The following is a 22,976-nucleotide window of genomic DNA, read 5'->3' on the forward strand; positions in this document are numbered from 1 at the left end:
GGGCCCCGTGGCGGGCGGTGTCACCGCCCGCCCGGCCGGTCAGGGGCGCCAGCCGCCGTCCGGGAAACGGACGGTGAAGGCGCCGGCGGAGAAGGAGAGGCCGAAGGCGATCGCGAGCCCCTCCCCGGCCGGACGGCGGGTGTCCTCCGCGAACATCAACGGCACCGAACAGCCGAGGGTGTTGGCGTGGTCGCGCAGCACCCGGTACGACGACGCCACCTTCGCGTCGTGCGGGTCGACGCCGAACCCGGCGCACAGCGAGTCCAGGATGCGGGTGCTGCCGGTGTGCATCAGCAGCACCGACGCATCCGCCGCCGACGACAGGGCGGAGCCCGCGAGGGCGGCCTCGGCGGTGGTGGTGGCGTAGTGGCCGCCGCGCGGGGTGACGTCGGGGGAGAGGGTGTACAGCCGGCGGCCGTGGTCGGCGAGGACCACGGGGATGTCGGAGCCGCCGTCGGGGACCGTGCCCAGCTCGGTGTCCTCCGGCAGGTCGTTGGTCAGGTTGGCGACCGGACCGAACACCGGGCCCCCGCCCTCGTCGCCGAAGACCATGGCCACGGAGGCGTCGGCGAACAGGAACGAGTGCAGCGCGTCGACCGTGCGCTGCCGCTCGGCGGGCGCGATCTCGGTGAAGTGCCGGTACAGGGTGCCGTCCAGCGGCGGGGACAGGGGCGTGATGGCCTCGGTGAACACCGCGAGCACCGTACGGCCCGGGTTGGCGGTCAGGTACCAGCGGGCGGTGTCCACCACCTTGGCCATGGCCGAGCAGCCCATGTACTCGATCGCGAGGTTGGCGCAGTCGCGCGGGAGTTCGGGCATCTTGGCGATCACGTCGCACACCAGCGAGGGCAGCAGGCGGCCGGGGCTGGAGGTGACGCCGAGGACGAGCCCGATGCCGGCCGGGTCGGTGCCCGCCTTCGCGAGGGCGGCCCGCGCGGACGCGACGGCGAGGTCCGCGGTGAGGACGCCGGTCTCGGGTTCGGCGCCCTTGAAGACGACGTCGGGGTAGTTGGCGAGGACCGAGTGCCGCTTGTCGATGCCCAGGGTGGTGAGCATGGCGGCGAGCCGGTCGGACATCAGGTGACGGCTGGAATCCAGGAGTTCGTCCGTGGTGATGGCGGACCCGGGCAGTTCGGCGGCGATCCCCAGCAGGACCGGGTCGGCCTGGGCCGTGCGGGTCACCGCTGTTCTCCTTCCGTGCCGGTCGCCGCCAGCAGGGCGCCCGAGCGGATGAGCGCGACGACCTCGGCGATGTCGCCGTCCATCCGCCGGTCGGCGTCCACGAACGGCACCCGCGTGCGCACGAGGGCGTGCACGGCCCTGGTGCGCGGGGCCATGTCGCCGGTGCCGCGCAGATCGAGGGCCTGGCAGGCGGCCAGGATCTGGATCGCGGCGACCTCCTGGGTGAGTTCCACGATGCGGCGGGCGTCGCGGGCGGCTATCGGCGCCATGGACACCTTGTCCTGGTTGTGCGCCTCGGTGGAGCGGGAGAACACGGTCGCGGGCCCGGCGTGCTTGAGCGCCTCAGCGGTCAGCGCGGAGCAGGCGATCTGCATGCCCTTGAAGCCGTGGTGCAGGCCCTTCTCCCAGGCGTCGCCCTCGGTGCGCGGGACGAGGTTCTCGGTCAGGCCGTTGTTGTACTTGGCGTCGACCAGGAGCTCGAGCTGGCGGTCCAGCAGGTCGGCGACGGAGGCGACGGCGACCTTCAGCGAGTCCATGGCCTGCACGACATGGCCGGCGTAGAAGTTCCCGCCCGAGTGCACCCGGCCGCTCTCGGCGTCGAAGAGCGGATTGTCGGTGGAGGCGTTGATCTCCGTCTCCAGCCAGCCGTCCACCCACTCGATCGTGTCCCGCAGCACCCCGGCGACATGGGGGGCGCAGCGCAGCGAGTAGCGGTCCTGGATGGAGCGCTTGAGCTTGCCGTGGCCCTTTCCGTCCAGCGGGTCGTTGGAGCCGACGACCTGGTCGTGCGGGAGGGACAGGCCGGAGCCGTCGAGGAGCCGGCCCAGGTGGGCGGCCGAGGCGAGCTGCCCGCGGTGCGGGCGCTGCTCGTGGATGAAGGAGTCGAAGTGCCCGCGGTTGCCCAGCAGGGCCTCGCTGGCGAGGGCGGTGGCGACATCGGCGACCCGCGCGAGCTGTGCGGCGTCCCGGGTGGCGAGGACGGCGAACGCGGCCGAGAAACTGGTGCCGTTGATCAGGCCGAGACCGTCCTTGGCCTCGGGGACGACGGGCGTGAGCCCCAGCTGTGCCAGGACGTCGGCGGCGGGCCGCACCTCGCCCCGGTAGTCGACCTCGCCCTCCCCGAAGAGGGCGTTGGCGACATAGCAGAGGGGAACGAGGTCGCCGGAGGCGCCGACCGAGCCGCGCTCGGGCACCCGGGGCAGGACGTCGTGGCGCAGGAAGTCGAGCAGCAGGCCGATGACGTCCGGCTGGACGCCGGAGTTGCCGCGGGCCAGGCAGTTGGCGCGGATGAGGAGGGTGGCGCGGACGACCTCGGCCGGCGCCAGCGGACCCGTGCCGTTGAGGTGGTAGGTGACCAGGTGCCGCTGGAGTTCGGCGGCCTTCTGCGGGGCTATCTGGTTGACCACGCTGTCGCCGAAGCCGGTGGTGACGCCGTAGATCGGCTGGCCGGTGGCGATGAGGTCCAGCTTGAGGTCGCGGGAGCGCTTGACCGCCTTCTGCGCGACATCGGGGTGGACGAGGCCGAGTGCACGGCCCGGGCGGGCGACGGCCGCCACGTCGTCCAGCGTGAGGGACTTTCCGTCGATGATGACGTCCTTCACAAGGGTGCCTTTCCGCTTGCGGACACGCTGATGAGTGCCAGGACTCAAGTGGGTTGCGAACGACACTACGTTCGACAGTCGACCGGGAGCCAACAGTGACTGCTTATCGGCCCGATAAGGGCCGGCGATCGCATCCGGCGGCGTCACCCGCATAAGGTTCCCTATGCGCACCCGCGCCTTTCAGTGGCCCACGGAGGCCTTCATTCCTCTTGCCGACAGGGAGAATAGGTGACGCTCGCTCGTTTGACGATCGTGGGAATCGGAGGCTCCACTCGGCCCGGCTCCTCCACCGAACAGGCGCTCCGGGCGGCCCTGAAGGAGATCGAGCGGCTCGGCGCCCGCACCGTGTGCCTGAGCGGGCACGACCTCGACCTGCCCCACTACACCCCGGAGGACACCGGCCACCCCCGGCGGCGGCGCCTGGTGGACCTCATGGCCTCGGCCGACGGCCTGGTCATCGCCACGCCCGCCTACCACGGAGGCATGTCCGGCCTGGTGAAGAACGCCCTCGACCACGCCGAAGACCTCCGCCGGCGGCCGCAGCCGTACTTCAGCTCGCGTCCCGTCGGCTGTCTCGCCACCGCCTACGGAGCCCAGGGGGCCGCCTCGGCGCTCGCCTCCCTGCGCGCCACCGTCCACGCGCTGCGCGGCTGGCCCACCCCGCTCGGTGTCGCCGTCGACAGCTCGCGCGTCCGTTTCGGCCAGGCCGGGGCGTGCCAGGACCCGCACATCCAGAGCCATTTGGAGATCATGGCCCGGCACATCACCGAATTCGCCGAGGCCAGGGTTCCCGGATATCGACAGGAAAAGGCATCATGACGGCAAGTGAATTCGCCCCTCCGGCACAGGAAGACAAGATCGGAGGGCCGTCCACCACCGAACTCGACGGCACGTCCGTCGAATACGTGTACTCCACCGGAAACCACTACCGGATGGAATTCGGAGCGGACACCCTCACCTTCCGCTTACTGGCGGGCTCCGCCCCGCCGCACACCGTCACCCTGCCCTACCGGGCCCGGCTGGTCCGCTCCGGTCTGTATCTGGTGACCTGGACCGTCAAGCCCGGCGTCCACGTCACCCTCCTCCTCGACCTCGCCGAACGGCTGATCCACGTCAGCGCGATGATGCCGCCCAACCAGTGGGAGTTCTTCGACATCGGGCGCCTGCTGTCCGTCGAGGGCCGGACCGGGGAAGACGCCCGGTGAGCGACCAGGGAACCGGGAGCTGGCCGTACCGGCGCTCCCGTATCGACCCCACCGCCCCCGCGCTCGGCGGCGACGGGGACCCGATCGGCTACGGCGAACTCGCCGCCCGCGTCGACCGCCTCGCCGCCGCGCTCGCCGCCACGGGCATCCGGCACGGCGACCGGGTCGCCCACCTCGGCTGGAACCGCCCTCAGGCGTTCGAGCTGTTCTTCGCGGTCTGCCGGCTCGGCGCCGTGTTCGTGCCCGTCAGCCCCCGCCTGGCCTTCCCCGAACTCCTCGACGTCCTCAAGGACTGCGCCCCGGCCGCCCTGTTCCACGACGACGACCAGCGCATCACCGCCGAGGTCGCCGCGGGCGGCATCGCACGCGTCTGCGGCCCCGGCGGCCAGGAGGCCATGACGCAGGCCGGGGACGCCCCGCCGCGCCGCGACGTCACCCTCGACGACCCCGCCGTCATCCTCTACACCAGCGGCACCACCGGCATGCCCAAGGGCGCCGTCCTCTCCCACGGCAGCCTGCTCTTCAACACCGTCAACCAACTCGCCCACGTCGACGTCCTGTCCACCGACCGGGCGCTGGTCATCGCCCCCCTCTTCCACGCCACCGGGCTCGGACAGGTCGGCCTGCCCACCCTGTTCAAGGGCGGCAGCCTGCTGGTCCAGCGGTTCTCGGCCGGCAAGGCGCTGAAGACCATCGAGGAGCGGCGGATCACCGCGTTCACGGCCGTGCCGACCATGCTGCGGATGATGAGCGACGACCCCGCCTTCGAGGACGCGGACCTGTCCGCGCTGCGCTACGTCGTCTACGGCGGCTCCCCGGCCGACCGGCAGGTGGTCGACGCCTGGCGGGCCAAGGGCGTCACCCTCCTCCAGGGCTACGGCATGACCGAGGCCGCCCCGGGCGTCACCCTCGCCACGGAGCGCACGGCGGCCGCCGAACCCCTGTCCGCGGGCGTCCCGCACTTCTTCACCGACCTCAGCGTCCGCACCACCCGGGGCGGGGCGGGCGAGCTGTGGGTGCGCGGCCCGCACCTGTTCACCGGCTACCACGGGCAGCCCGAGGCGACCGCCGAGGCCATGGACGACGGCTGGTTCCGAACCGGCGACGCGGTGCGCCTGGACAACGGCCGCCTCCACGTCGTCGACCGGGTCAAGGACATGTTCATCTCCGGCGGCGAGAACGTGTACCCGGCCGAGGTCGAGGCCCGTCTCGACGCCCTGGATGGGGTCCGGGAGAGCGTCGTGGTCGGGGTGGACGACGCGGAGTGGGGGCAGGTCGGCGCCGCCTTCGTCGTCCTGGAGGACGGCGCCCGGCTGACCGGGGAGCAGATCCGGGAGCGGCTGCGCGGCGAACTCGCCGCGTTCAAGGTGCCCCGGTCGGTGCGCTTCGTGCCCCGGCTGCCGCGCACCCCCACCGGGAAGATCCGGCGCACCGACCTCGTCGCCCGGCTGGCGCGGGAGGCTCCCCCGGACGCCTGACCGAGGTGCCGCTCGCCGTGCGCCGGTCCCACGCCTCGGACGCGGGACCGGCGCACCGCGTCAGGGACGGCGTCCCGCGACCGTCCAGTGCTTGTGCACCAGGGCCTGCCGCTCCACCTCGTCGGCGAGGGCGAGCGCCAGGTCCGGCAGGTCGATCCCGGCGGGCACGCCCTGGTCGAACAGCATGAAGTCGACGCCCAGGCGGTAGCCGCCGGTGCCGGGGCCCGGCCGGTACAGCCACGGCGGCGACAGGAACGACCAGCGCAGGTCGCGCCGGTGCTCGAACAGGTCCAGGGCGATCCGGCAGCCCTCCAGGAGCGGCACCCGGGTCCAGTTCCTGACCCGCTCCTCCAGCTCGGGATCGGTCGCCCCCGCGGGTATCGCGCCGCTCAGCTTGCGGCGGGCGGCCTCGTGGAAGAACGACTCCTTGGTGATCTCGCCCAGCCAGGTGAGGTGCTCGGCGGGCATCACGCCGAAGTACCAGGCGGGGAACCGGGGATCGTCGAACATCTGGAGCCCCGGCTCGACGTACAGGCTGGCCGCGCCGCCGACGTACATCAGATAGCCGGCGCCGGAGCGGACATGGGCCTGGAGGATGCGCCGGGTGCCCTCGGCCTGCCGGTAGTAGACCTCCAGATCGACCTCGTGACCGCCGGAGAAGCACGAGACGACGACGTCGTGCCCGCGCAGCCGCTCCGTGAGGGCCGGCACGTCGAACACGTCGCAGGCGGCCTCGGCGAGCTGCCCGGCGGGCCCGGCGAGCCGGCCGCGGGAGACTCCGGTGACCCGGTGCCCGCGGCGCAGCAGGACCTCGGTCAGGGCCCGGCCGGTCATGCCGGTGTGCCCGATCACGGCGACCTTCACGACAGGTCCTCCACGGCGGCCGGGAGGGACACGGCGAGGGCGGGGTTGACGGGGTTCGGCGGCTCGCCGCCCAGGGCGACGACCCCGGCCATCTGGAGCACGGCGTCCTGGGCGACGGCGTGCTGGCACATGGTGTTGGCGTCCCGCAGCCAGCGGTCCAGCGGACTGGTGCGGTAGACCGCCGAGCCGCCGACGAGGTCGTACAGGCGCTGGACGATGCCCCGGGCGGTCCGGAAGGCGAAGGTGCGCGCCAGCGCGGTGCCGACGCGCGCGGCCCGCAGGTCGCCGCCGCCGGAGTCGAGCAGCTCCCACTGGACGCGCAGCGTCTCGTAGACGCCGGCGCGGGCGGCGGCCAGCTCCATCTCGCTGCGCCCGATCGCCTCGTGCACCCGCGGGTCGTCGAGCCAGGGGGTGCCGGTCTCCCGGTCGCGGCGGCCCGCGGCGAGGCCGATGACATGGTCGAGGGCGGCGCGGGCCATGCCGAGCGGGATGCCGGGCATCTTGCGCTGCACCGCGTCCGGGGTGCGCAGCAGGACGCGGTCCTGGCGGGGCCGGGCGAGCGTGAAGACGTGGTCGTCGGGGACGAACAGGTTTTCGGTCTGGTAGTCGTGGCTGCCGGAACCCGCCAGCCCGGTGGTGTGCCAGGTGTCGAGGACCTGGAACTGCTCGGGCCGGGCCGCGAAGACCCGCCACTGCCGGGGCTCGCCGGTCAGCGGGTCCGGCACGGGCCGCCCCCGCTCCTGCACCATGCAGGAGGCCATGAGCACCTGGCAGTGGTTGACGCAGGAGGCGAACCGCCACCTGCCGCCGATCCGGTAGCCGCCGTCCGTCCGCTCGGCGGTGCCGGTCGGCAGCAGCGCCCCCGCGGTGATCGTGTCCAGGTCCGCGTACAGGGTGCGGGCCGTCGCGTCCGGCAGGTATCCGGCGTAGATGCCGGAGTCCATGCCGATCATCGCGCACCAGGCGGCCGAGGCGTCGCCCTGGGCGATGATCTCCAGCAGCCGAGCCTGCTGCGCGGAGGTCAGGTCGGGGCCGCCCCGGTCGGCGGGCATGGCCGCGCGCCACACCCCCGCCTGACGCAGCAGCTCGACGACGTGGTCGGGCAGCCGGCGCCCCTCCTCGATCTCGCCGGCGGCCCGCCGCAGCCACGGCACGGTCTGCCGGGCCCGGTCGAGGACGTCGGCCGCCGAGGCGGGCGGGGCGTCCCAGGACGGCGGTGCGGCGGTGTCCGCGTGGGTCTCGGTGACGGTCATGAGCGGTTCCCCCTGTGAGTCGTGCGGTGAGTCGTGCCGGGCTCAGTGCACGGTGGCGGCGCCCTGCGGCGCCTGTCCGCCGATGACGGTGTTCTCGCCGTGGCGCTGCCACGGACGGGCGATGAGGACGAGGCACAGGAAGGCGCACCCGAAGCCGATGACCATGAGGGCGGCCATGGGCTTGTCGCTGCCGGTGCCCAGGGCGCCGACGACGGGCGCCGCGATGCCGCCGAAGAGGCACTGCCCGGCGCCGATGACGCCCGAGGCGGCACCACCGGACCGGCGGCCGATCTCCTGGCCGATGGTCATGATCGAGGGGATCGTCAGCCCCATCGCGAACATGCACAGGAACATGAAGACCAGCGAGGTGGTCAGGGTGTTGCCCGCGGTCACGGAGACGATCGCGTGTCCGGCCGAGGCCGCGAGACCGACGGTGACGCCGATGGTGAGCAGCCGGTTCAGCCCGGCCTTGGCGGCGAGGTTGCCGACCATCGCGCCGCCGATCAGGATGCCGACCGCGGTGACCGCGAAGGACAGGCTGTACTGGGTCGCGGAGAGCTTGTAGACGTCCTGGAAGACGAAGCTGGAGCCGGAGATGTACGAGAACAGGGCGACGTTGGCGAAGGAGAACACCAGCACGTAGCCGAGGAACGAGCGTTCCGCGAGCAGGCTCCGCATGGACCGGAAGGCCGTGGCGACGCCCCCGGAGTGGCGCCGCTCGGGCGGGAGGGACTCCGGCAGGGCCACGGCGACCGCGATCAGCAGGACCACGCTGAGGGCGGCCAGGACGACGAACAGGGCCCGCCAGGAGAAGACGTTGGTGATCAGGCCGCCGAGCACCGGCGCGATGATCGGGGCCACCGCGAAGATGACCGACAGGATCGAGAACCGCTTCGCCGCCTCCTGGCCCCGGTACCAGTCGCCGACCACGGCGCGGGCGAGGACCATGCCGGCCGAGCCGGAGACGCCCTCCAGGACGCGGGCCGTGTTCAGCAGTTCCGTGCTGGTGGCGACGGCACACAGCACCGAGAACACGGCGAACAGCGCGGACCCCCACAGCAGCAGCCTGCGGCGGCCGGTGGAGTCGCTGACCGGGCCGATCAGCAGCTGTCCGACCAGCATGCCCAGCAGGTAGGCCGTCAGGCTCAGCTGGACGCTGGAATCGGCGGCGTGCAGGTCGTGGCCCATGTCCGGGAACGCCGGTAAGAGCATGTCGGTGGCCAGGGGGGTGATCGCGGTCAGCGACGCCAGCAGCAGGATCACGGCCCCGCCCCGGGCCGGAGGCGTGCCGTGGAGCGGACGAGCTTGCATCCGACGAGCCTTTCGTGGTGTGGGTTGTCGGTCCCGCGGGCCGCCGGTTCTCGGCCGGACCCCGAGATAGTTACACTATGGTTCAGTGATTAACAATATGGAGGTCTCCGTGATCCCGTCCACCCCCAGCGACCAAGTCACCCTGTGGTGGCGGCAGGCCCGTCCGGATCTCGACACCCATTCCATGGATGTCTTCGGACGGCTGCGCCGCCTCCAGGTCCTGGTGGAGCTGGAGGCCTCCACGACCCTCGCCGGCGTCCAGCTCACGTCGAGCGAACTCGACGTGATGGTCACCCTGCGGCACGCCGACACACCGCTCATCGCCCGCAACATCGCCGCGCTGCGCGGCTGTTCGCGGGCCGCGATGAGCAACATCCTCGCGAAGATGGAGAAGCGCGGCCTCGTCGTGCGGGAACCCAACCCCGCCGACCGCCGCGCCGTCCTGGTCCGCCTCACGGACGCCGGGGAGCAGCTGACCGATACCGTCTTCCCCAAGCGCCTCGCCCTGGAGGCGGACCTTCTCTCCCAGCTTTCCGAAGCAGAGCAGCACCAGGTCGCCGAAGCCCTGGACCTGCTCGTGAACGCGATGCTGCGCCGCTCGCCGCTGCCTCCGGACCCGGAGGCGGTCTAGGTACACGGCGGCGCCGCCCCGAGGGGCCGCCGCCGACGCAACAGCACAACGGGGGAAAAACTGTGCGACGCGATCTCGACATACGTCCGTTACGTACTCTCGTCACCATCGTGGACGTCGGAGGCTTCCGCCGGGCCTCCAAGGTCCTCAGCATCTCCCAGCCCGCGGTCAGCCAGCACATCCGCCGCCTGGACGCACTGATCGGCGAGCCCGTCTTCCGGGAGACCGGCCCGAGCCTGAAACTGTCCGCCGGCGGCGAGGAGCTGCTGCGCTTCGCCCGTCAGCTCGTGCGCACCAACGACGAACTCGTCACCCGGCTGTCCGCCCACCGCCCCACCGGACGCCTGGCGCTCGGCGTGTGCGAGACCCTGGTCGGCGTGATCCCGACGCTGCTCGCCGAGCTGAAGGCCCACGTCTCCCTGGTGGACACGAGCGTGCTCGCGGGGCCGGGCGACGAGCTGACCGACCAGCTCGCCGAGGGCGCCATCGACATGCTCCTCAAGGTCGGCGAGCCCCGGAAGGCGGCGGACCGGGTCATCGGCGCCATCGAGTGCGCCTGGTTCGGCGAGACGGCCCTGCTCGACGACGCCTCGCTGCCCCTCGCCGTCTTCGCCGGCCGCACCACGCCCCTGCGGCAGCTCGCCGAGGAGACCCTCACCTGCGCGTCCCGCCCCTGGCACGTGGTCTACCGGGGGGTCGGGGTGGAGGACGTCGTGGGCGTCTGCCGGTCCGGCGTCGGCGTCAGCCTGCTGTTCGCCGCGGCCGAGGACCGCTGGAACCTGCCCGTCGTCCCGCGCGGGCGCCTGCCCGAGCCCGCCCGGCACCTGCCGGTGATCCTCGCCGCGGGGGCGCGCCTGGCGCCGGGGCTGGCCGGCCAGGCGCGGGAGGCCGTGGAGGAGGCGATGAGCGACTACACCTGCACGGCCCCGGAACCGGGCCACCTGGCCAGGCGGGCGTCCTGAAGCGGTACTAGAACAGCCTCAGCTTGTCGTCCTCGATGCCGCGCAGGGCGTCGTAGTCCATGATGTGGCAGTCGATGCCGCGGTCGGTGGCGAGCACACGGGCCTGGGGCTTGATCTCCTGCGCGGCGAAGATGCCGCGGACCGGGGCGAGGTGCGGGTCGCGGTTCAACAGGTCGAGATAGCGGGTGAGTTGCTCCACGCCGTCGATCTCGCCCCGGCGCTTGATCTCGATCGCGACCGTCTGCCCGTTCGCGTCCCGGCACAGGATGTCCACCGGGCCGATCGCCGTCATGTACTCGCGGCGGATGAGCGTGTAGCCCTCGCCGAGCGTCTCGATGCGGTCGGCGAGCAGTTCCTGGAGGTGCGCTTCCACGCCGTCCTTGATCAGGCCCGGGTCCACGCCCAGCTCGTGCGAGGAGTCGTGGAGGATCTCCTCCATCGTGATGATCAGTTTCTCGCCCGCCTTGTTGACGACGGTCCACACGCCCGCGTCCTCACCCGTGCCCTCCTTCAGCGTGCAGGGCGGCGACATCCAGTTGAGGGGCTTGTAGGCCCGGTCGTCGGCGTGGATGGAGACGCTGCCGTCCGCCTTGACCAGGATCAGGCGCGGCGCCGAGGGGAGGTGGGCGGTGAGCCGGCCGGCGTAGTCGACCGAGCACCGGGCAATGACGAGACGCATGGTCCGCAACGCTACTCGACACCCGTCGCCGCACGCGATTCGCCCGTCCCACCGGTTGCGGATCGCCCCGGTTGTCCCTGATTTATCCCTGGAAACTCTTGTTCGTCCTTGGCCGATTGTGGGCGCAACCCGACCGTTCCATATACCCATTCTGGTGGTGTCGTCACCGACCGTTGCCTACCGTAGGAACGGGAGGTCGCGGTCCATGTACTCAGCGTGTTTGACGGCCGAACTCCCTTTGTCCGTCCGGCAACCCCTGTTCATCGGGGGTGCGAGAGGAGAACCCATGTCGCTCGACGTCTCACCGGCCCTACTCGAAGCGGCCGAGCGAGGCGAGGTCGACGAAGCAGAATTCGTCGACTGCGTCCGGACCTCCCTGCCCTACGCGTGGGAGATGATCAGCTCCCTGGTGGCCCAGCTGAAGGTGGACGGCGGGCCCTTCGCCGACAACCAGACGCCGCCGCCGGACGAGCAGGCGCGCGGCCAGTTGCTGCGTGCGCTCGCCAGTGACGCCATCCGCGGTGCGCTGCAACGGCACTTCGGTGTGCGGCTGGCCTTCCAGAACTGCCACCGGGTGGCGGTGTTCCCGCTGGACCCCTCGGTGGACGAGAGACTGGCCCGCTTCACCTCGGTGCGGGCCCAGCTGCTGAACCAGTCGCCGGAACTTCGGGACTGCTGACCCGCGGCTCCGGCACGTCCGGGGCAGCGCGTCGCCTGCTTGCCGCTCCGCCCGCGGGAGGTGCATTCGGTGCCGGGGCGGCAAGCCCCCCAGGTGGCTCGCCGGTTGTTCACGTCCGCTGGTCAGCGCAGCCGGGGCAGCACCTCGGCGCCCAGGCGGCGCAGGGTGTCCTCCGTCGCCGCGAGATCGCCCGAGCCCTCGACCAGCAGGGCGAACCGGGAGATGCCCGTGCGCTCCGCGGTGGCCGCGAGCCGGTCGCCGGCGAGCCGCGGGGTGCCCACCGGGTGCAGCCCGCAGAGCAGTTCGGTGTAGGCGTGCGGATCGCGCATCGCGCGGCTGCGTCCGTCGACCGTCACATGCGCGTCGAGCCCCTGTTTCAGCCAACCCGGCATGGCCTTCATCAGGGTCTCCACCGCGTCCTGCCGCCGGTCGGCCAGCTGGCAGACCCCGGCCGCGACATGCCCGGCGTCCGCGATCTCCTCGGGCGGCCGGCCCGCCGCGCGGGCGCAGCGCCGCCACAGGGCGACCATCTCGGCCTTCTCCTCGTCCCCCGCGTGCATCCCGAGCAGCATCGGCAGCCCGCGCTCGGCGGCCAGCCGGACGGTCGCCGGGGAGGTGCACGCGACGACGACCTCGGGGCCCGGGGCGTCGGTCAGCGCCTCCGAGGGGCGCGGTACGACGGGGACCTCGCGGAAGCTGAACCGCTCGCCGCAGGCCGCCACGGCCGGCTCGCGCAGCCAGCGCAGCAGCAGATCGAGCGACTCCGGGAACCCGCGTTCGTACGCGTCGAGTCCCTTGCCGAACACCTCCAGGTCCACCCAGGGGCCGCCGCGGCCCACCCCGAGGGTGAACCGCCCGCCGCTCGTCAGGTGCAGCAGCGCGGCCTGCTCGCCCAGGGCGACCGGGTGGGCGGTGGGCAGTACGCTGACCGCCGTGCCCACCCGGACGCGGCGGGTGCGGCCGAGCAACAGGGCGGCCAGGGTGACCGCCGACGGACAGGTGCCGTACGGCACGAAGTGGTGCTCGGCCAGCCAGACCGAGTCGAGACCGGCCTCCTCGGCGACCTCCGCCGAGCGGACCGCCCGGTGCAGCGCCTCACCCTGGCCCTGGCCCGGGAACTGGGCGCCCAGCACAAAGCTTCCTACGTACATCGCGTTTCCCGCTTCCTCGGCTCCGACCCGAGCTCCCCTACCGGCATAACCGTCTGACACGTGCGCAGGACACGGCCTGGTGGGGTAATTGACGGATTGTCTGCAGAATTCGCCGCTCCGCAGGGGGACTTGTACCGGTTGGCGCCCTTCGCCTGCCCCCGTCGGCGGCGCGTAGGCTGGACGCAGACCTTGCCTGCCGTCGAGCCCCGAGAGGTGTCCCGTGTCCCCGCGCCGCAACCGACCGAAGGCCGCCGGCTCGTCCGGCCCCAGCGCCGAGGACGACCGCACCGGCCGGTACGGCGGCTTCCAGTCCACGGAGCACTGGCAGGGCGAGGAGTGGAGCGTGCGCCATGTCGCGGGCGCGAGCGCCGAGGGCAAGACCTACCGCTGCCCGGGCTGCGACCAGCTGATCCCCTCCGCCGTCCCGCACGTGGTGGCCTGGCCCGACCACGCGGGCGTCGACGACCGCCGCCACTGGCACAAGGCCTGCTGGAACGCGAAGGACCGCCGCACCACGCGGGTGCAGCGGTCCCGTAACGCGCCGCGGTTCTAGCGGCGGCTCCAGCGGGTGGGGCTCAGACGTCCCGGCCGCGCAGCAGGGCGTACGCGCCGGCGCCGGCCACCGCGGTCAGCCCCAGCATGATCCACAGCGGGTCCCAGCCGGTGGGGCCGGAGTTGCTGATGGCGTTGTCGTAGAAGACGCTGAGCTGGCTCGGGAACGAGTACTCCAGCAGGAAGTCGCGCACCGCGTGCAGCGAATCCGTGGCCATGAACAGCGCGAGCACCAGCGGGGCGAGCACCAGGCCGATCATGATGGTGATGGCGCCCGCGGAGTGCCGGATCATGGAGCCGACCAGCAGCGCGAGCAGGCCGAGCAGGGCGATGTAGAGGCTGACGCCGAGGGTGGCCTTGGCCCAGTCCCCGCTCGAGGGCGTACGCGCGCCGCTGCCGGACAGCATGGACGTCTGGACCATGGCCACGAAGGTGGTCGACACGATGGTCACGACGAAGGCGACGACGAAGAACACGATCGCCTTGGCGGCCAGCACCCGGCCCCGGCTCGGGCACGCGGTCATCGTCGTACGGATCATCCCGGTGCCGTACTCCGACGCGGTGGTCAGCACGCCGAGGGTGATGACGCACATGCTGCCGACGAGCAGTCCGAAGAACCCGAAGGAGAGCGGGTTCGTGCCGCTGAGCGAGGAACTGTCGGTGGTGTCGCTCACCAGCGCCCCGGCCAGCAGGCCGATGCCCACGACCAGGACCAGGAAGACGCCGAGCGTCCAGATCGTGGAGCGGACGGACTTGATCTTCGTCCACTCGGAGGCCACCGCGTGCCCCAGGTGCGTGCGCACGACCGGGATCGGCGAGGTGTAGCCGGGGTACGAGCCGCCGGGCGCCGCCTGCCAGTCGGGCGCGGCTGCGGGTGCCTGCGGCATCGGGGGCTGGTGGGTGCTCATCGGGCGTCCTCGGGCTGGGTCGTGTCGGAGGAGGGGGCGGGGGGAGCGGCGGGGGCGGCCGGAGCCGGGGGAGCGGCGGGCGGCGGCGACTGCGGCCCCGGCTGCGCGTACGGGTTCGCCGGGGCGCCCGGAGCGCCGTACGGGCCCGCGGGCATGGCGAAGGGCTGCCCGCCCTGCTGGGGCGGCGGCGGGGCGTACCAGCCGGGCTGGCCCTGGCCGGGGACCGGCAGCGGCGGCTGGACGCCGGGCGGCAGCGGCTGCTGGAGGCCCGCCTTCTGGTCGGCCGTCGAACGGTAGTCCACCGCGCCCTGGGTCATCCGCATGTACGCCTCCTCCAGCGAGGCCTGGTGCGGCGACAGCTCCCACAGCCGTACGCCCGCCTCGTGCGCGAGGTCGCTGATGCGGGGCAGCGCCAGCCCGGTCACGCGCAGCGCGCCGTCCTGTTCGGGCAGCACATGGCCGCCCGCCTCGGTGAGCGCGGCGGCGAGCTTGTCGCGCAGCTGCGGCTCGGTGTCCGGGGTGCGCACCCGCGCGAAGTCGGCGGAGTTGGCCGAGATGAAGTCCGTCACGCTCATGTCGGCGAGCAGCTGCCCGCGCCCGATCACGATGAGGTGGTCGGCGGTCAGCGCCATCTCGCTCATCAGGTGCGAGGAGACGAAGACCGTACGGCCCTCGGCGGCGAGCGCCTTCATCAGGTTGCGCACCCAGAGGATGCCCTCGGGGTCGAGGCCGTTGACCGGCTCGTCGAACAGCAGCACCTGGGGGTCGCCGAGCAGCGCGGCGGCGATGCCGAGGCGCTGGCCCATGCCGAGGGAGAAGCCCTTGGACCGCTTCTTCGCCACGTCCTGGAGGCCGACGACGCCGAGCACCTCGTCCACCCGGCGGGCCGGGATGCCGGACAGCTGGGCGAGGCTCAACAGGTGGTTGCGGGCGGAGCGGCCGCCGTGCACGGCCTTGGCGTCGAGCAGCGCGCCGACCTGGCGGGGTGCGTTGGGCAGCCTGCGGTAGGGGTGGCCGCCGATGGTCACCGAGCCGGACGTGGGGTTGTCCAGCCCGAGGATCATCCGCATGGTGGTGGACTTGCCCGAGCCGTTCGGCCCGAGGAAGCCGGTCACGGAACCCGGCCGCACCTGGAAGGAAAGGTTGTACACGGCGGTCTTGTCGCCGTACCGCTTCGTCAGGCCTACAGCCTCGATCATGCTCGCACCCATCGGACGGTTCAGGACAGCGGGGACCCGCCCCCGTAAGGGTTAGGAGGATATCGGGGCGCTGACGGTTCCGCCCAAAGGAAAGTAAAGCCGGAGCAATACGGTGGGTGAACGGGCGGGCTACTGCGCGTCCCGGTGCCTGAGCAGGACGTACCCGCCCGCGAGCGCGGCGATCACCCACAGCGCCATGATCCCGAGGCCGCCCCAGGGGCCGTACGGCGCCTCGTCGGCGTGCGGCACCACCTGCATGATGCGGCTGCCGGCCTGGTCGGGCAGGAACCGGCCGACCTTCTTGGTGGCGTCCACCCCGGCGAGGATGTTGGAGACCAGGAAGAAGAACGGCATCAGGATGCCGAGGGACAGCAGCGGCGAGCGCAGCATCGCGGCGACGCCCATGCAGAACACCGCGATCAGGGTCATGTACAGCCCGCCGCCCACCACCGCGCGCAGCACCCCGGGATCGCCGAGCCGGGCCCGGTAGGGGCCGAGCATCGCCTGCCCGAGGAAGAAGGCTGCGAAGCTCGTGGCCATGCCGACGACCAGGGCGAGCACGCCGGCCACCGCGACCTTGCCGAAGAGGAAGGCGCCGCGCCGCGGCACGGCGGCCAGCGAGACCCGGATCATGCCGGTGCTGTACTCGCTGCTGACGACCAGCACCCCGAACACGATCATGGCGAGCTGGCCGAGCGTCATGCCCGCGAAGCTGACGAAGGTCGGGTCGAACAGCAGCCGCTCACGGATCGGCATCGAGTCGAACTCGTTGCGGGTCAGCGCGGAGATGAGCATCCCGACCGCGATCGTGACCACCATGGCGATCAGAAGGGTCCAGGTCGTGGAGGAAACCGACCGGATCTTGGTCCACTCGGAACGCAGCACCTGGGCGGCCCGGGTGGACCGGGAGACGCCGGCGGTCTCCTGGGAGCCGACGGCCGTCATCGCGCGCCCCCCTGCCACCCGGCGCCCCAGCCCTCCGGTTCGGGCGCGGCCTCCTCCCGCGCGTGGTACTCCACCGACCCCGCCGTCAGCCGCATGAACGCCTCCTCCAGCGAAGCCTGCCGGGGGCTCAGTTCGTGCAGCACGATGCCCTGGCCCGCCGCCAGCTCGCCGATCCGCTCGGCCTTGTCGCCTTCCGCCTCCAGCGCCCCGTCCGGTGCCTGCGCCACGGTGATCCCGGCCTCGTGCAGCGCGTCCAGCAGCCGCTCGCGCTGGGGCGAGCGGACCCGGACGCAGGAGCGCGCGTGCTCCCGGATGAAGTCGGCCATGGACATGTCCGCGAGCAGCCGGCCCTGACCGATCACGATCAGATGATCGGCGGTCAGCGCCATCTCGCTCATCAGATGACTGGAGACGAACACCGTCCGCCCCTGGGCGGCCAGCGACTTCATCAGATTCCGGATCCAGTGGATGCCCTCCGGGTCGAGTCCGTTCACCGGCTCGTCGAACATCAGGATCCGCGGGTCCCCGAGCAGCGCCGCCGCGATCCCCAGCCGCTGCCCCATGCCGTACGAGAACCCCTTGGCCTTCTGCCGGGCCACCGCCATCAGCCCCACCGTCTCCAGCACCTCGCCCACCCGGCGCCCGGGGATGCCGTTGCTCTGCGCGAGGCACAGCAGATGGTGGTAGGCGCTGCGCCCGCCGTGCACGGCCTTGGCGTCCAGCAGCGCGCCGATGTACGTCAGCGGGTCCGCCAGCTCGGCGTAGCGCACCCCGTCGATGCGCACGTCCCCGGCGGTGGGGTGGTCGAGGCCCAGGATCATCCGCATCGTCGTGGACTTCCCGGCCCCGTTCGGCCCGAGGAACCCGGTGACGATGCCCGGCCGCACGGTGCACGTCAGACCGTCGACGGCGACCTTCTCGCCGTACCGCTTGGTCAGCCCGTCCAGCTCGATCATGCGGCCACGCTAAGACGCGACGAAGCCCCCTGCCACTTGGGAGCAGGGGGCTTCGAAGCGCACCAAAGGGTCGCGGGGAACCGCTCGAACCTACCGGGACTGCTGGGCCGGCACACCACGGGAGACAGGCTCGTCCTCACCCGTCGAACCCGCGGCGGCGACCGCCGCGCCGGTCAGCGTCGCCAGCATCTCGCGGACGTTGGTCAGCTGGGCGTTGATGCTGTCGCGGCGGTTGGTGAGGGCCGCCAGCTCACGCTCGGACTCGGAACGGATGCGGTCCGCCTTGGCGTTGGCGTCGGCCACGATGTCCTCGGCCTGGCGCTGGGCGGTCTCCACCGTCTGGCGGGCGCGGCGCTCGGCGTCGGTGCGCAGCTTCTCCGCCTCCAGGCGCAGCTGCTCGGCGCGGTGCTCGATCTCCGCGAGCCGCTTCTCCGCCTTCTGCTGACGGGAGGCCAGGTCGCGCTCGGACTGCTCGCGGCGCTTGGCGAGGTTCGTCTCGAAGTCGGCGGCGGCCTGCGCGGCCTTGGCGCGGGTCTCCTCGAAGAGGGCGTCCGCCTCCTCACGCTTGGACTGGGCGTCCTTCTGCGCGTCGGCGCGCAGCTGGGAGGCCTCGCCCTTGGCCTTCTCGACGATCCGGACGCCCTCGTCCTCGGCCTTGGCCTTGCGCTCGGCGGCGTAGGACTCGGCGTCGTTGCGGACCTGCTGGGCGGCCGACTCGGCCAGCTCGCGGTGCTGTTCCGCCGCGCGCCGGGCCTCCTCACGCAGCTCCTTGGCCTCTTCCTCGGCCAGGCGCAGGATCTTCTCGACCCGGGCGCCGAGACCCGCGTACGACGGCTCGGCGTCGCTGACCTGGGCCTGGGCGTTCTGCGTCTCGAGGTGCAGCTCCTCGATCCGCTTCTCCAGGGCGGTGATACGGGCGTTGGCCTGGTCACGTTGGGAGACGAGGTTGGAGATACGTTCGTCCACCTGAGCGCGGTCGTACCCACGCCGCACAAGCTCGAAGCCGTAGGGGGAAGTGTCGCTCATGGGGTTCCTGTCAAATGAGACCGGTGAGGTGATAGGGGGAATCCTAGGCGCCGAAGCGGTGTGTCATCGAGCGGATACGTGTTTGATCTGGAGAATGACACCTCTTTTGAGTGGCTGACCGCCGGCGGGCTTGCCAACGAGCAGGGCAAAGCCCTCAGTCGACACCCGAACACCCCTCGGATGCTAGCCCTCTGACGACTTGCCACCCGAACGGGGGGCTCCGACCGTCGCACCCGCCTTGACCGACCCGTCCTTGCCGGAACCCGGCGCCTCGAAGGACTCCAGCGCGTCCAGCACGTCCTGGACGCGGGAGATCTCGGCGTTGATGTCCTGCCGCCTGCGCACCAGGACCTCCAGCTCGCGCTTGCCCTCCTCGACCGAGGCCCGGGCCTCCCGGATCGCCTCCGCCTTCAGCTCCTCGGCCTCCTTGACCAGCCGCGCCTTCTTCTGCTCGGCCTCCTTCAGCAGGCCCTCCGCCTTCTTGACGGCCGCGATCCGCACCTTGCCCGCCTCGGAGTCGGCGTCCGAGAGGATCTCCTTCGCCTTCGCCTGGGCCTTCTCCAGCTGCTCCTCGGCGGCCTTGATGAGCGCGTCGCAGCGGTCGCCCGTGGACTTCATCGTCTCGGCGGCCTCACGGCGGGCCCGCGCGTGCAGCTCCTCGATCTCGGCGGTGACCCGCTCGCGCAGCTCCTCCGCCCGCTCCCGGATCGCCGTGGCGTCCCGGCGGGCGCCCACCAGCAGCTCGTCCGCGTCCGTCCGGGCCTTCTCCACCAGCGAGTTGCCCTCGATGGTCGCCTCGGAAACGATCCGCTCGGCCTCGCTGCGGGCCGCGCCCACCATGGTGTCGGCCTGCGCCTCCGCGTCCGCGGTGGTCTTCTGCGCCTGCTGCTGCGCCTCGGTGAGCAGCTTGTCGGCCTCGGCCGTGGTCTCGCCGATGAGCTTGTCGACCTGCTCGGCCGCCTCCGAACGCCGCTTGTTGGCGTCCTTGCGGGCCTCGTCCAGGGTCTGCTCGGCCTCCTCGCGGGCCGAGTTGAGGAGCCGTTCGGCCTCCGCCCGCGCCTCGGTCCTGGTCCGCTCGGCCTCGGTGCGCACCTGCTCGGCGTGCGCCTGCGCGGAACCCACCGTCTCGGCGGCCTCGGCACGCAGCCGCTCCGCCTCCGTGGTGGCCTCCCCGACCAGCTGGTCCGCGCCGGCCCGCGCCTCCGCGCGCACCCGCTCGGCCTCGGCCGCGGTCTCCGTCCGCAGCCGCTCCGCCTCGGTGAGCGCCTCGGTGCGCACCCGCTCGGCCTCCGCCGCCGTCTCCGTCTGGAGAAGCTCGGCCTCCTTGCGCGCCTCCGTGATGAGCGTGTCCGCCTGGGTCGCCGCGTCCGACCGGATGCGGTTGGCGTCCTCGCGGGCGTCCGCCCGGGTCCGCGCCGCCGCCTGGTCGGCCTCGGCCAGCGCGTCGGACGCCTCGGTACGCACCCGCTGCGCGTACTCGCCCGCGTCCGAGCGCAGCCGCTCCGCCTCCGTCGCGGCCTCCGCGAGGGTGCGCTCGGCCAGCGCCGCGGCGGCCTCGGACTCCTCCTGCGCCTCCCGCCGGATGCGCCCCGCGTCCTCGCCCGCGTCCGCCCGCAGCCGCTCGGCCTCCGCCGTCGCGTCCGCGCGCAGCCGCTCCGCCTCCGCCGTCGCGTCCGTGACGGTGCGCTCGGCCAGCGCCTTGGCGGCCTCCGTCTCCTCGTGCGCCTCCCGGCGCAGCCGGCCGGCGTCCTCGGACGCCCGCTCCCGCTCGGCGTGGGCGTCGGCCCGGAGCCGCTCGGCCTCCTCCTCGGCCTCCCGCTTCGTGCGCTCCGCCGCGTGCTCGGCGGCCGAGCGCAGCCCCGCGATCTCCTCCTGCGCCTGCTCGTGCAGCCCGGCGACGGAGTCCCGCACCTGCTGCGCGTGCTGCTCGGCGGCGGACACCATCTCGCCGGCCCGCCGGTCGGCCTCCTCGACCAGCCGCACCGCCTCGGCCTGCGCGTCCTCCACCCGCTTGCGCGCCGACGCCAGCAGCTCCTCGCTCTGCTCGCGGGCCCGCCGGCGCTCCTCGTCGGCCTCCTCGCGGGCCGCGCCGAGCAGCTCCTCGGCCTCGCGGCGGCGCCGGGCGGCCTCCTCCTGCGCGGCCGCCAGCGTCTCGGACGCCTCGGCGGCCAGCCGCTCGGCGGCGGCCTGCGCCTCCGCACGCACCCGGTCGGCGCTCTCCTGCGCCTCCGTCTTCAGCCGCTCGGCCTCGGCCGCCGCCTCCGAACGCAGCCGTACCGCGACGGCCTCGCCCTCGGCACGGGAGGCGGACGCGTCCGCCGCCGCCTCGTCACGCAGCCGTTCGGCCTCGGTCTCGGCCTGTTCCTGGAGCGCCCGGATCCGCTCGGCGGCCTCGGCACGCAGCCGTTCGGCCTCCTCGGCGGCCTCCTTGCGGCTCCGCGCGGCCTCCTCGCGGGCCTCGGTGAGCGCCTGCTCGGCCGACGCCAGCCGCTCCTGGGCCTCGCCCTGGAGCCGGGTCAGCTCCTCGGCCGCCTCCGCGCGCCGGGCCTCGACCGCCTTGTCGGTCTCCTCGCGCAGCTCGCGCGCGGCCTTCTCGGCGTCCGCCCGGACCGTCTCGGCCGCTTCGCCCGCCTCCGTGCGCAGCCGCTCGGCCTCGGCGCGGGCCCGCTCCAGGGTCTCCTCGGCCTGCCGGCGCAGCGAGGTGGCGCGCTCGATGGCCTCGGTGCGCACCTTCTCGCTGTCGGCGGTCGCCTTCTGCCGCAGCTCGTCGGCGTCCGCCTTGGCCTTGGCCAGCAGCTCCTCGGCGGACTTGGCCGCCTCCTCGATCTGCGTCACCGCCTCGCGGCGGGCCTCGGCACGGATCGACTCGCCCTCGGCCACCGCGTCGGACCGCAGCTGCTCGGCCTCGCCGCGCAGCCGGCGCGCCTCCTCCTGCAGCTCGACCGTCTTGGCGCGGTACTCCTCGGTGTCGTCCTTCGCCGCGCCCTTGAGCTGCTCGGCGATGTCGTGCGCCTCCGCACGCAGCCGGTCGGCCTCTTCCTCGGCCTCCTTGCGGATCCGCTCCGCCTTCTCGGTGGCGGCCCGCGTGGTCTTCCGGGCCTCCTCCGACGCCTTGTTGAGGACCTCCTCGGCGGTCCTGGCCGCCTTGGACAGCTGGGTGGCGGTCTCCTCCGCGGTGACCGTGCGGGCCTTCTCGACGGCCTCGGCGACGATCTTCTCCGCCTCGGCGCGGGCGTCCGCGACCAGCTGCTCGGCCTCCGAGCGGGTGGCCTCCGCCTCCTTGGTGGCCTCCTGGACCAGCCGGGCGACCTGCTCCTTGGCGGTGCGGGTGCGCGTCTCGTTGGCGCTCTCGGCGCTCGCCAGGGTCTTGGCGGCGGCCTCCTCGGCCTGCGTGACCAGCTTCTCGGCCTCGGCCTGCGCCTTGCGCAGCGCCTCCTCCGCGTCCGCCATCCGCTGCTCGGCGGCCCGGCTCAGCTCGGCGGCCTGCCGGCGGGCGGCGTCCGACTCGGTGGCCGTGGTGGTGCGCAGCCGCTCGGCGTGGTCGGTGGCCTCCTGCGCCTGCGTGGAGGCCGCGTTCAGCAGCCGCTCCGCGTCCGCGCGGGCCCGGCGCAGGATCTGCTCGGCCTCCGCGCGGGCCTCCTCGGCCTCGCCGCGCAGCCGGTCCCGGGCCTCCCGGGTCAGCCGCTCCGCCTCGGCGCGGGCGGCGGCCATCGCCTGCTCGGCCTCCGCGCGCGACTCGTCCAGCAGCCGGCGGGCCTGCTGCTCGGTACGGGCCCGCAGCTGCTCCGCCCACGCCACGTTCTCGTTGACGTGCGACTCGACGGTGGCCCTGCGCTCGGCCAGCTCCTGGTCGAGCTGCTGGCGCCGGGTCACCGCCTCCTGGTGCAGCTCCGCCTGGAGTCGCGCCGCCTGTTCGGCGTGCTCCTGGAGGATCCGCTGCGTCTGCGCCCGGGCCTGGCTCAGCTCCCGCTCGGCGTCCTGACGCAGCTGCTCGGCCTGCATCTGGGCGTTGCGGAGCAACTGCTCGGCCTGGTAGCCGATGTCGCCGCCGTCATAGGCGGGACGGGTCATCAGGGTGCGGCGCGCCTCGTGCAGCTTGGCGCGCAGCACCTCGACCTGGTAGCCGAGGTCCTCGGCGTGCTGGATCGCCTTCTCCCGCTCGGTCCTCAGCCGCTTCATCTCGGCCTCGAACCGAGAGAGGTGGTCGACGTCAGCCGCCGGCTCTCGCTCCTGGCTCTCGTAGCCCCGCACTGCGCGGTCCCATCCGTCCCCTGGTCAGCTTCTCCAACGAGCCACGTCCAACCGCCGAACGGGGCCCCCGGGGAAATGGTGTCAGATCAACGGCGGAGCACGGCCTGCTGCCCCGACGCACGTCCCCCGAAACCCGGACCCCG

General features: G+C 72.8%; 20 protein-coding genes. 7 read left to right on the forward strand and 13 right to left on the reverse strand.

Going from position 1 to position 22,976, the window contains the following annotated elements; genetic code table 11:
* Positions 1-39: 39 nt before the first annotated feature.
* Together BLW85_RS26280 and BLW85_RS26285 are read right to left on the reverse strand one after the other, a co-directional pair.
* Positions 40-1,182 carry a beta-ketoacyl-[acyl-carrier-protein] synthase family protein gene (locus BLW85_RS26280; RefSeq protein WP_070027792.1) on the reverse strand — a complete coding sequence of 381 codons (1,143 nt, stop codon included), beginning with the start codon at positions 1,180-1,182 and terminating at the stop codon, positions 40-42.
* Positions 1,179-2,783, reverse strand: a complete 1,605-nt coding sequence (locus tag BLW85_RS26285) for an HAL/PAL/TAL family ammonia-lyase (RefSeq protein WP_074993278.1) — start codon at positions 2,781-2,783, stop codon at positions 1,179-1,181. The genes BLW85_RS26280 and BLW85_RS26285 overlap by 4 nt, the downstream gene beginning before the upstream one ends.
* A gap of 252 nt (positions 2,784-3,035) precedes the next feature.
* Here BLW85_RS26285 and BLW85_RS26290 point away from each other — a divergent pair, with 252 nt between their 5' ends.
* Genes BLW85_RS26290 through BLW85_RS26300 form a run of 3 tightly spaced genes read left to right on the forward strand, consistent with a single transcriptional unit; the run spans position 3,036 to position 5,466 of the window.
* Complete coding sequence (locus BLW85_RS26290; RefSeq protein ID WP_244175047.1) at positions 3,036-3,602, forward strand: NADPH-dependent FMN reductase; 567 nt, start codon at positions 3,036-3,038, stop codon at positions 3,600-3,602.
* On the forward strand, positions 3,599-3,988 hold the full coding sequence (locus tag BLW85_RS26295) for a MoaF-related domain-containing protein (protein WP_070027789.1): 390 nt from the start codon (positions 3,599-3,601) through the stop codon (positions 3,986-3,988). The genes BLW85_RS26290 and BLW85_RS26295 overlap by 4 nt, the downstream gene beginning before the upstream one ends.
* A complete protein-coding gene (locus tag BLW85_RS26300) occupies positions 3,985-5,466 on the forward strand; it encodes an AMP-binding protein (RefSeq protein ID WP_074993284.1) in 1,482 nt (493 codons plus the stop codon). Before BLW85_RS26295 ends, BLW85_RS26300 begins: the two co-directional genes overlap by 4 nt.
* A 60-nt stretch (positions 5,467-5,526) precedes the next feature.
* Here BLW85_RS26300 and BLW85_RS26305 read toward each other — a convergent pair whose 3' ends face one another.
* The 3 genes from BLW85_RS26305 to BLW85_RS26315 are packed head-to-tail and all read right to left on the reverse strand — an operon-like array spanning position 5,527 to position 8,894.
* Positions 5,527-6,330: an NAD(P)-dependent oxidoreductase gene (locus tag BLW85_RS26305; RefSeq protein WP_070027787.1), complete on the reverse strand. Its 804-nt coding sequence runs from the start codon at positions 6,328-6,330 to the stop codon at positions 5,527-5,529.
* Positions 6,327-7,583, reverse strand: a complete 1,257-nt coding sequence (locus tag BLW85_RS26310; RefSeq protein WP_074993286.1) for an acyl-CoA dehydrogenase family protein — start codon at positions 7,581-7,583, stop codon at positions 6,327-6,329. Before BLW85_RS26310 ends, BLW85_RS26305 begins: the two co-directional genes overlap by 4 nt.
* Before the next feature lie 42 nt (positions 7,584-7,625).
* A complete protein-coding gene (locus BLW85_RS26315) occupies positions 7,626-8,894 on the reverse strand; it encodes a multidrug effflux MFS transporter (RefSeq protein ID WP_074993288.1) in 1,269 nt (422 codons plus the stop codon).
* 109 nt (positions 8,895-9,003) lie between these two features.
* Between BLW85_RS26315 and BLW85_RS26320 the strand changes: the two genes are divergently transcribed.
* Together BLW85_RS26320 and BLW85_RS26325 are read left to right on the forward strand one after the other, a co-directional pair.
* Entirely contained in the window at positions 9,004-9,525 is a 522-nt protein-coding gene (locus BLW85_RS26320; RefSeq protein ID WP_167381437.1) for a MarR family winged helix-turn-helix transcriptional regulator, read from the forward strand.
* Positions 9,526-9,587: 62 nt separating this feature from the next.
* Positions 9,588-10,487 carry a LysR family transcriptional regulator gene (locus tag BLW85_RS26325; RefSeq protein WP_071828834.1) on the forward strand — a complete coding sequence of 300 codons (900 nt, stop codon included), beginning with the start codon at positions 9,588-9,590 and terminating at the stop codon, positions 10,485-10,487.
* 7 nt (positions 10,488-10,494) lie between these two features.
* Here BLW85_RS26325 and nucS read toward each other — a convergent pair whose 3' ends face one another.
* Positions 10,495-11,166 carry an endonuclease NucS gene (nucS, locus tag BLW85_RS26330; RefSeq protein WP_070027782.1) on the reverse strand — a complete coding sequence of 224 codons (672 nt, stop codon included), beginning with the start codon at positions 11,164-11,166 and terminating at the stop codon, positions 10,495-10,497.
* 286 nt (positions 11,167-11,452) lie between these two features.
* Between nucS and BLW85_RS26335 the strand changes: the two genes are divergently transcribed.
* Positions 11,453-11,845, forward strand: coding sequence for an SCO5389 family protein (locus BLW85_RS26335; RefSeq protein ID WP_070027781.1), 393 nt, complete (start codon positions 11,453-11,455; stop codon positions 11,843-11,845).
* 122 nt (positions 11,846-11,967) lie between these two features.
* On the opposite strand, the gene BLW85_RS26340 is transcribed toward BLW85_RS26335, so the two are convergent.
* A complete protein-coding gene (locus BLW85_RS26340; protein ID WP_070027780.1) occupies positions 11,968-12,996 on the reverse strand; it encodes an LLM class flavin-dependent oxidoreductase in 1,029 nt (342 codons plus the stop codon).
* A 220-nt stretch (positions 12,997-13,216) separates the two neighbouring features.
* Between BLW85_RS26340 and BLW85_RS26345 the strand changes: the two genes are divergently transcribed.
* Positions 13,217-13,549, forward strand: a complete 333-nt coding sequence (locus tag BLW85_RS26345) for an ATP/GTP-binding protein (protein WP_070027779.1) — start codon at positions 13,217-13,219, stop codon at positions 13,547-13,549.
* A 22-nt stretch (positions 13,550-13,571) separates the two neighbouring features.
* Here BLW85_RS26345 and BLW85_RS26350 read toward each other — a convergent pair whose 3' ends face one another.
* From BLW85_RS26350 to scy, 6 genes are all read right to left on the reverse strand, one after another.
* Positions 13,572-14,456, reverse strand: a complete 885-nt coding sequence (locus tag BLW85_RS26350) for an ABC transporter permease (protein ID WP_074993290.1) — start codon at positions 14,454-14,456, stop codon at positions 13,572-13,574.
* Positions 14,453-15,655, reverse strand: coding sequence for an ABC transporter ATP-binding protein (locus tag BLW85_RS26355; RefSeq protein ID WP_074996216.1), 1,203 nt, complete (start codon positions 15,653-15,655; stop codon positions 14,453-14,455). The genes BLW85_RS26350 and BLW85_RS26355 overlap by 4 nt, the downstream gene beginning before the upstream one ends.
* A gap of 129 nt (positions 15,656-15,784) precedes the next feature.
* Complete coding sequence (locus BLW85_RS26360) at positions 15,785-16,600, reverse strand: ABC transporter permease (protein WP_074993292.1); 816 nt, start codon at positions 16,598-16,600, stop codon at positions 15,785-15,787.
* Complete coding sequence (locus tag BLW85_RS26365; protein WP_070027736.1) at positions 16,597-17,556, reverse strand: ATP-binding cassette domain-containing protein; 960 nt, start codon at positions 17,554-17,556, stop codon at positions 16,597-16,599. Before BLW85_RS26365 ends, BLW85_RS26360 begins: the two co-directional genes overlap by 4 nt.
* 90 nt (positions 17,557-17,646) lie before the next feature.
* Entirely contained in the window at positions 17,647-18,582 is a 936-nt protein-coding gene (locus tag BLW85_RS26370; protein WP_070027737.1) for a coiled-coil domain-containing protein, read from the reverse strand.
* A 183-nt stretch (positions 18,583-18,765) separates the two neighbouring features.
* The gene (scy, locus tag BLW85_RS26375; protein ID WP_074993294.1) at positions 18,766-22,833 is read right to left on the reverse strand and encodes a polarized growth protein Scy; all 4,068 of its coding nucleotides are present in this window, start codon (positions 22,831-22,833) and stop codon (positions 18,766-18,768) included.
* Positions 22,834-22,976 lie beyond the last annotated feature (143 nt).

It is taken from the genome of Streptomyces misionensis (assembly GCF_900104815.1).
In the GTDB taxonomy this organism is placed as follows: domain Bacteria; phylum Actinomycetota; class Actinomycetes; order Streptomycetales; family Streptomycetaceae; genus Streptomyces; species Streptomyces misionensis.

Excerpts from the sequence above, each read along its gene's own strand:
- BLW85_RS26360 (WP_074993292.1), bottom strand. The coding sequence starts at position 16,600 with ATGACGGCCGTCGGCTCCCAGGAGACCGCCGGCGTCTCCCGGTCCACC.
- BLW85_RS26315 (WP_074993288.1), bottom strand. The coding sequence starts at position 8,894 with ATGCAAGCTCGTCCGCTCCACGGCACGCCTCCGGCCCGGGGCGGGGCC.
- BLW85_RS26365 (WP_070027736.1), bottom strand. The coding sequence starts at position 17,556 with ATGATCGAGCTGGACGGGCTGACCAAGCGGTACGGCGAGAAGGTCGCC.
- BLW85_RS26335 (WP_070027781.1), top strand. The coding sequence starts at position 11,453 with ATGTCGCTCGACGTCTCACCGGCCCTACTCGAAGCGGCCGAGCGAGGC.
- BLW85_RS26295 (WP_070027789.1), top strand. The coding sequence starts at position 3,599 with ATGACGGCAAGTGAATTCGCCCCTCCGGCACAGGAAGACAAGATCGGA.
- BLW85_RS26350 (WP_074993290.1), bottom strand. The coding sequence starts at position 14,456 with ATGAGCACCCACCAGCCCCCGATGCCGCAGGCACCCGCAGCCGCGCCC.
- BLW85_RS26370 (WP_070027737.1), bottom strand. The coding sequence starts at position 18,582 with ATGAGCGACACTTCCCCCTACGGCTTCGAGCTTGTGCGGCGTGGGTAC.
- BLW85_RS26310 (WP_074993286.1), bottom strand. The coding sequence starts at position 7,583 with ATGACCGTCACCGAGACCCACGCGGACACCGCCGCACCGCCGTCCTGG.
- BLW85_RS26355 (WP_074996216.1), bottom strand. The coding sequence starts at position 15,655 with ATGATCGAGGCTGTAGGCCTGACGAAGCGGTACGGCGACAAGACCGCC.
- nucS (WP_070027782.1), bottom strand. The coding sequence starts at position 11,166 with ATGCGTCTCGTCATTGCCCGGTGCTCGGTCGACTACGCCGGCCGGCTC.
- BLW85_RS26340 (WP_070027780.1), bottom strand. The coding sequence starts at position 12,996 with ATGTACGTAGGAAGCTTTGTGCTGGGCGCCCAGTTCCCGGGCCAGGGC.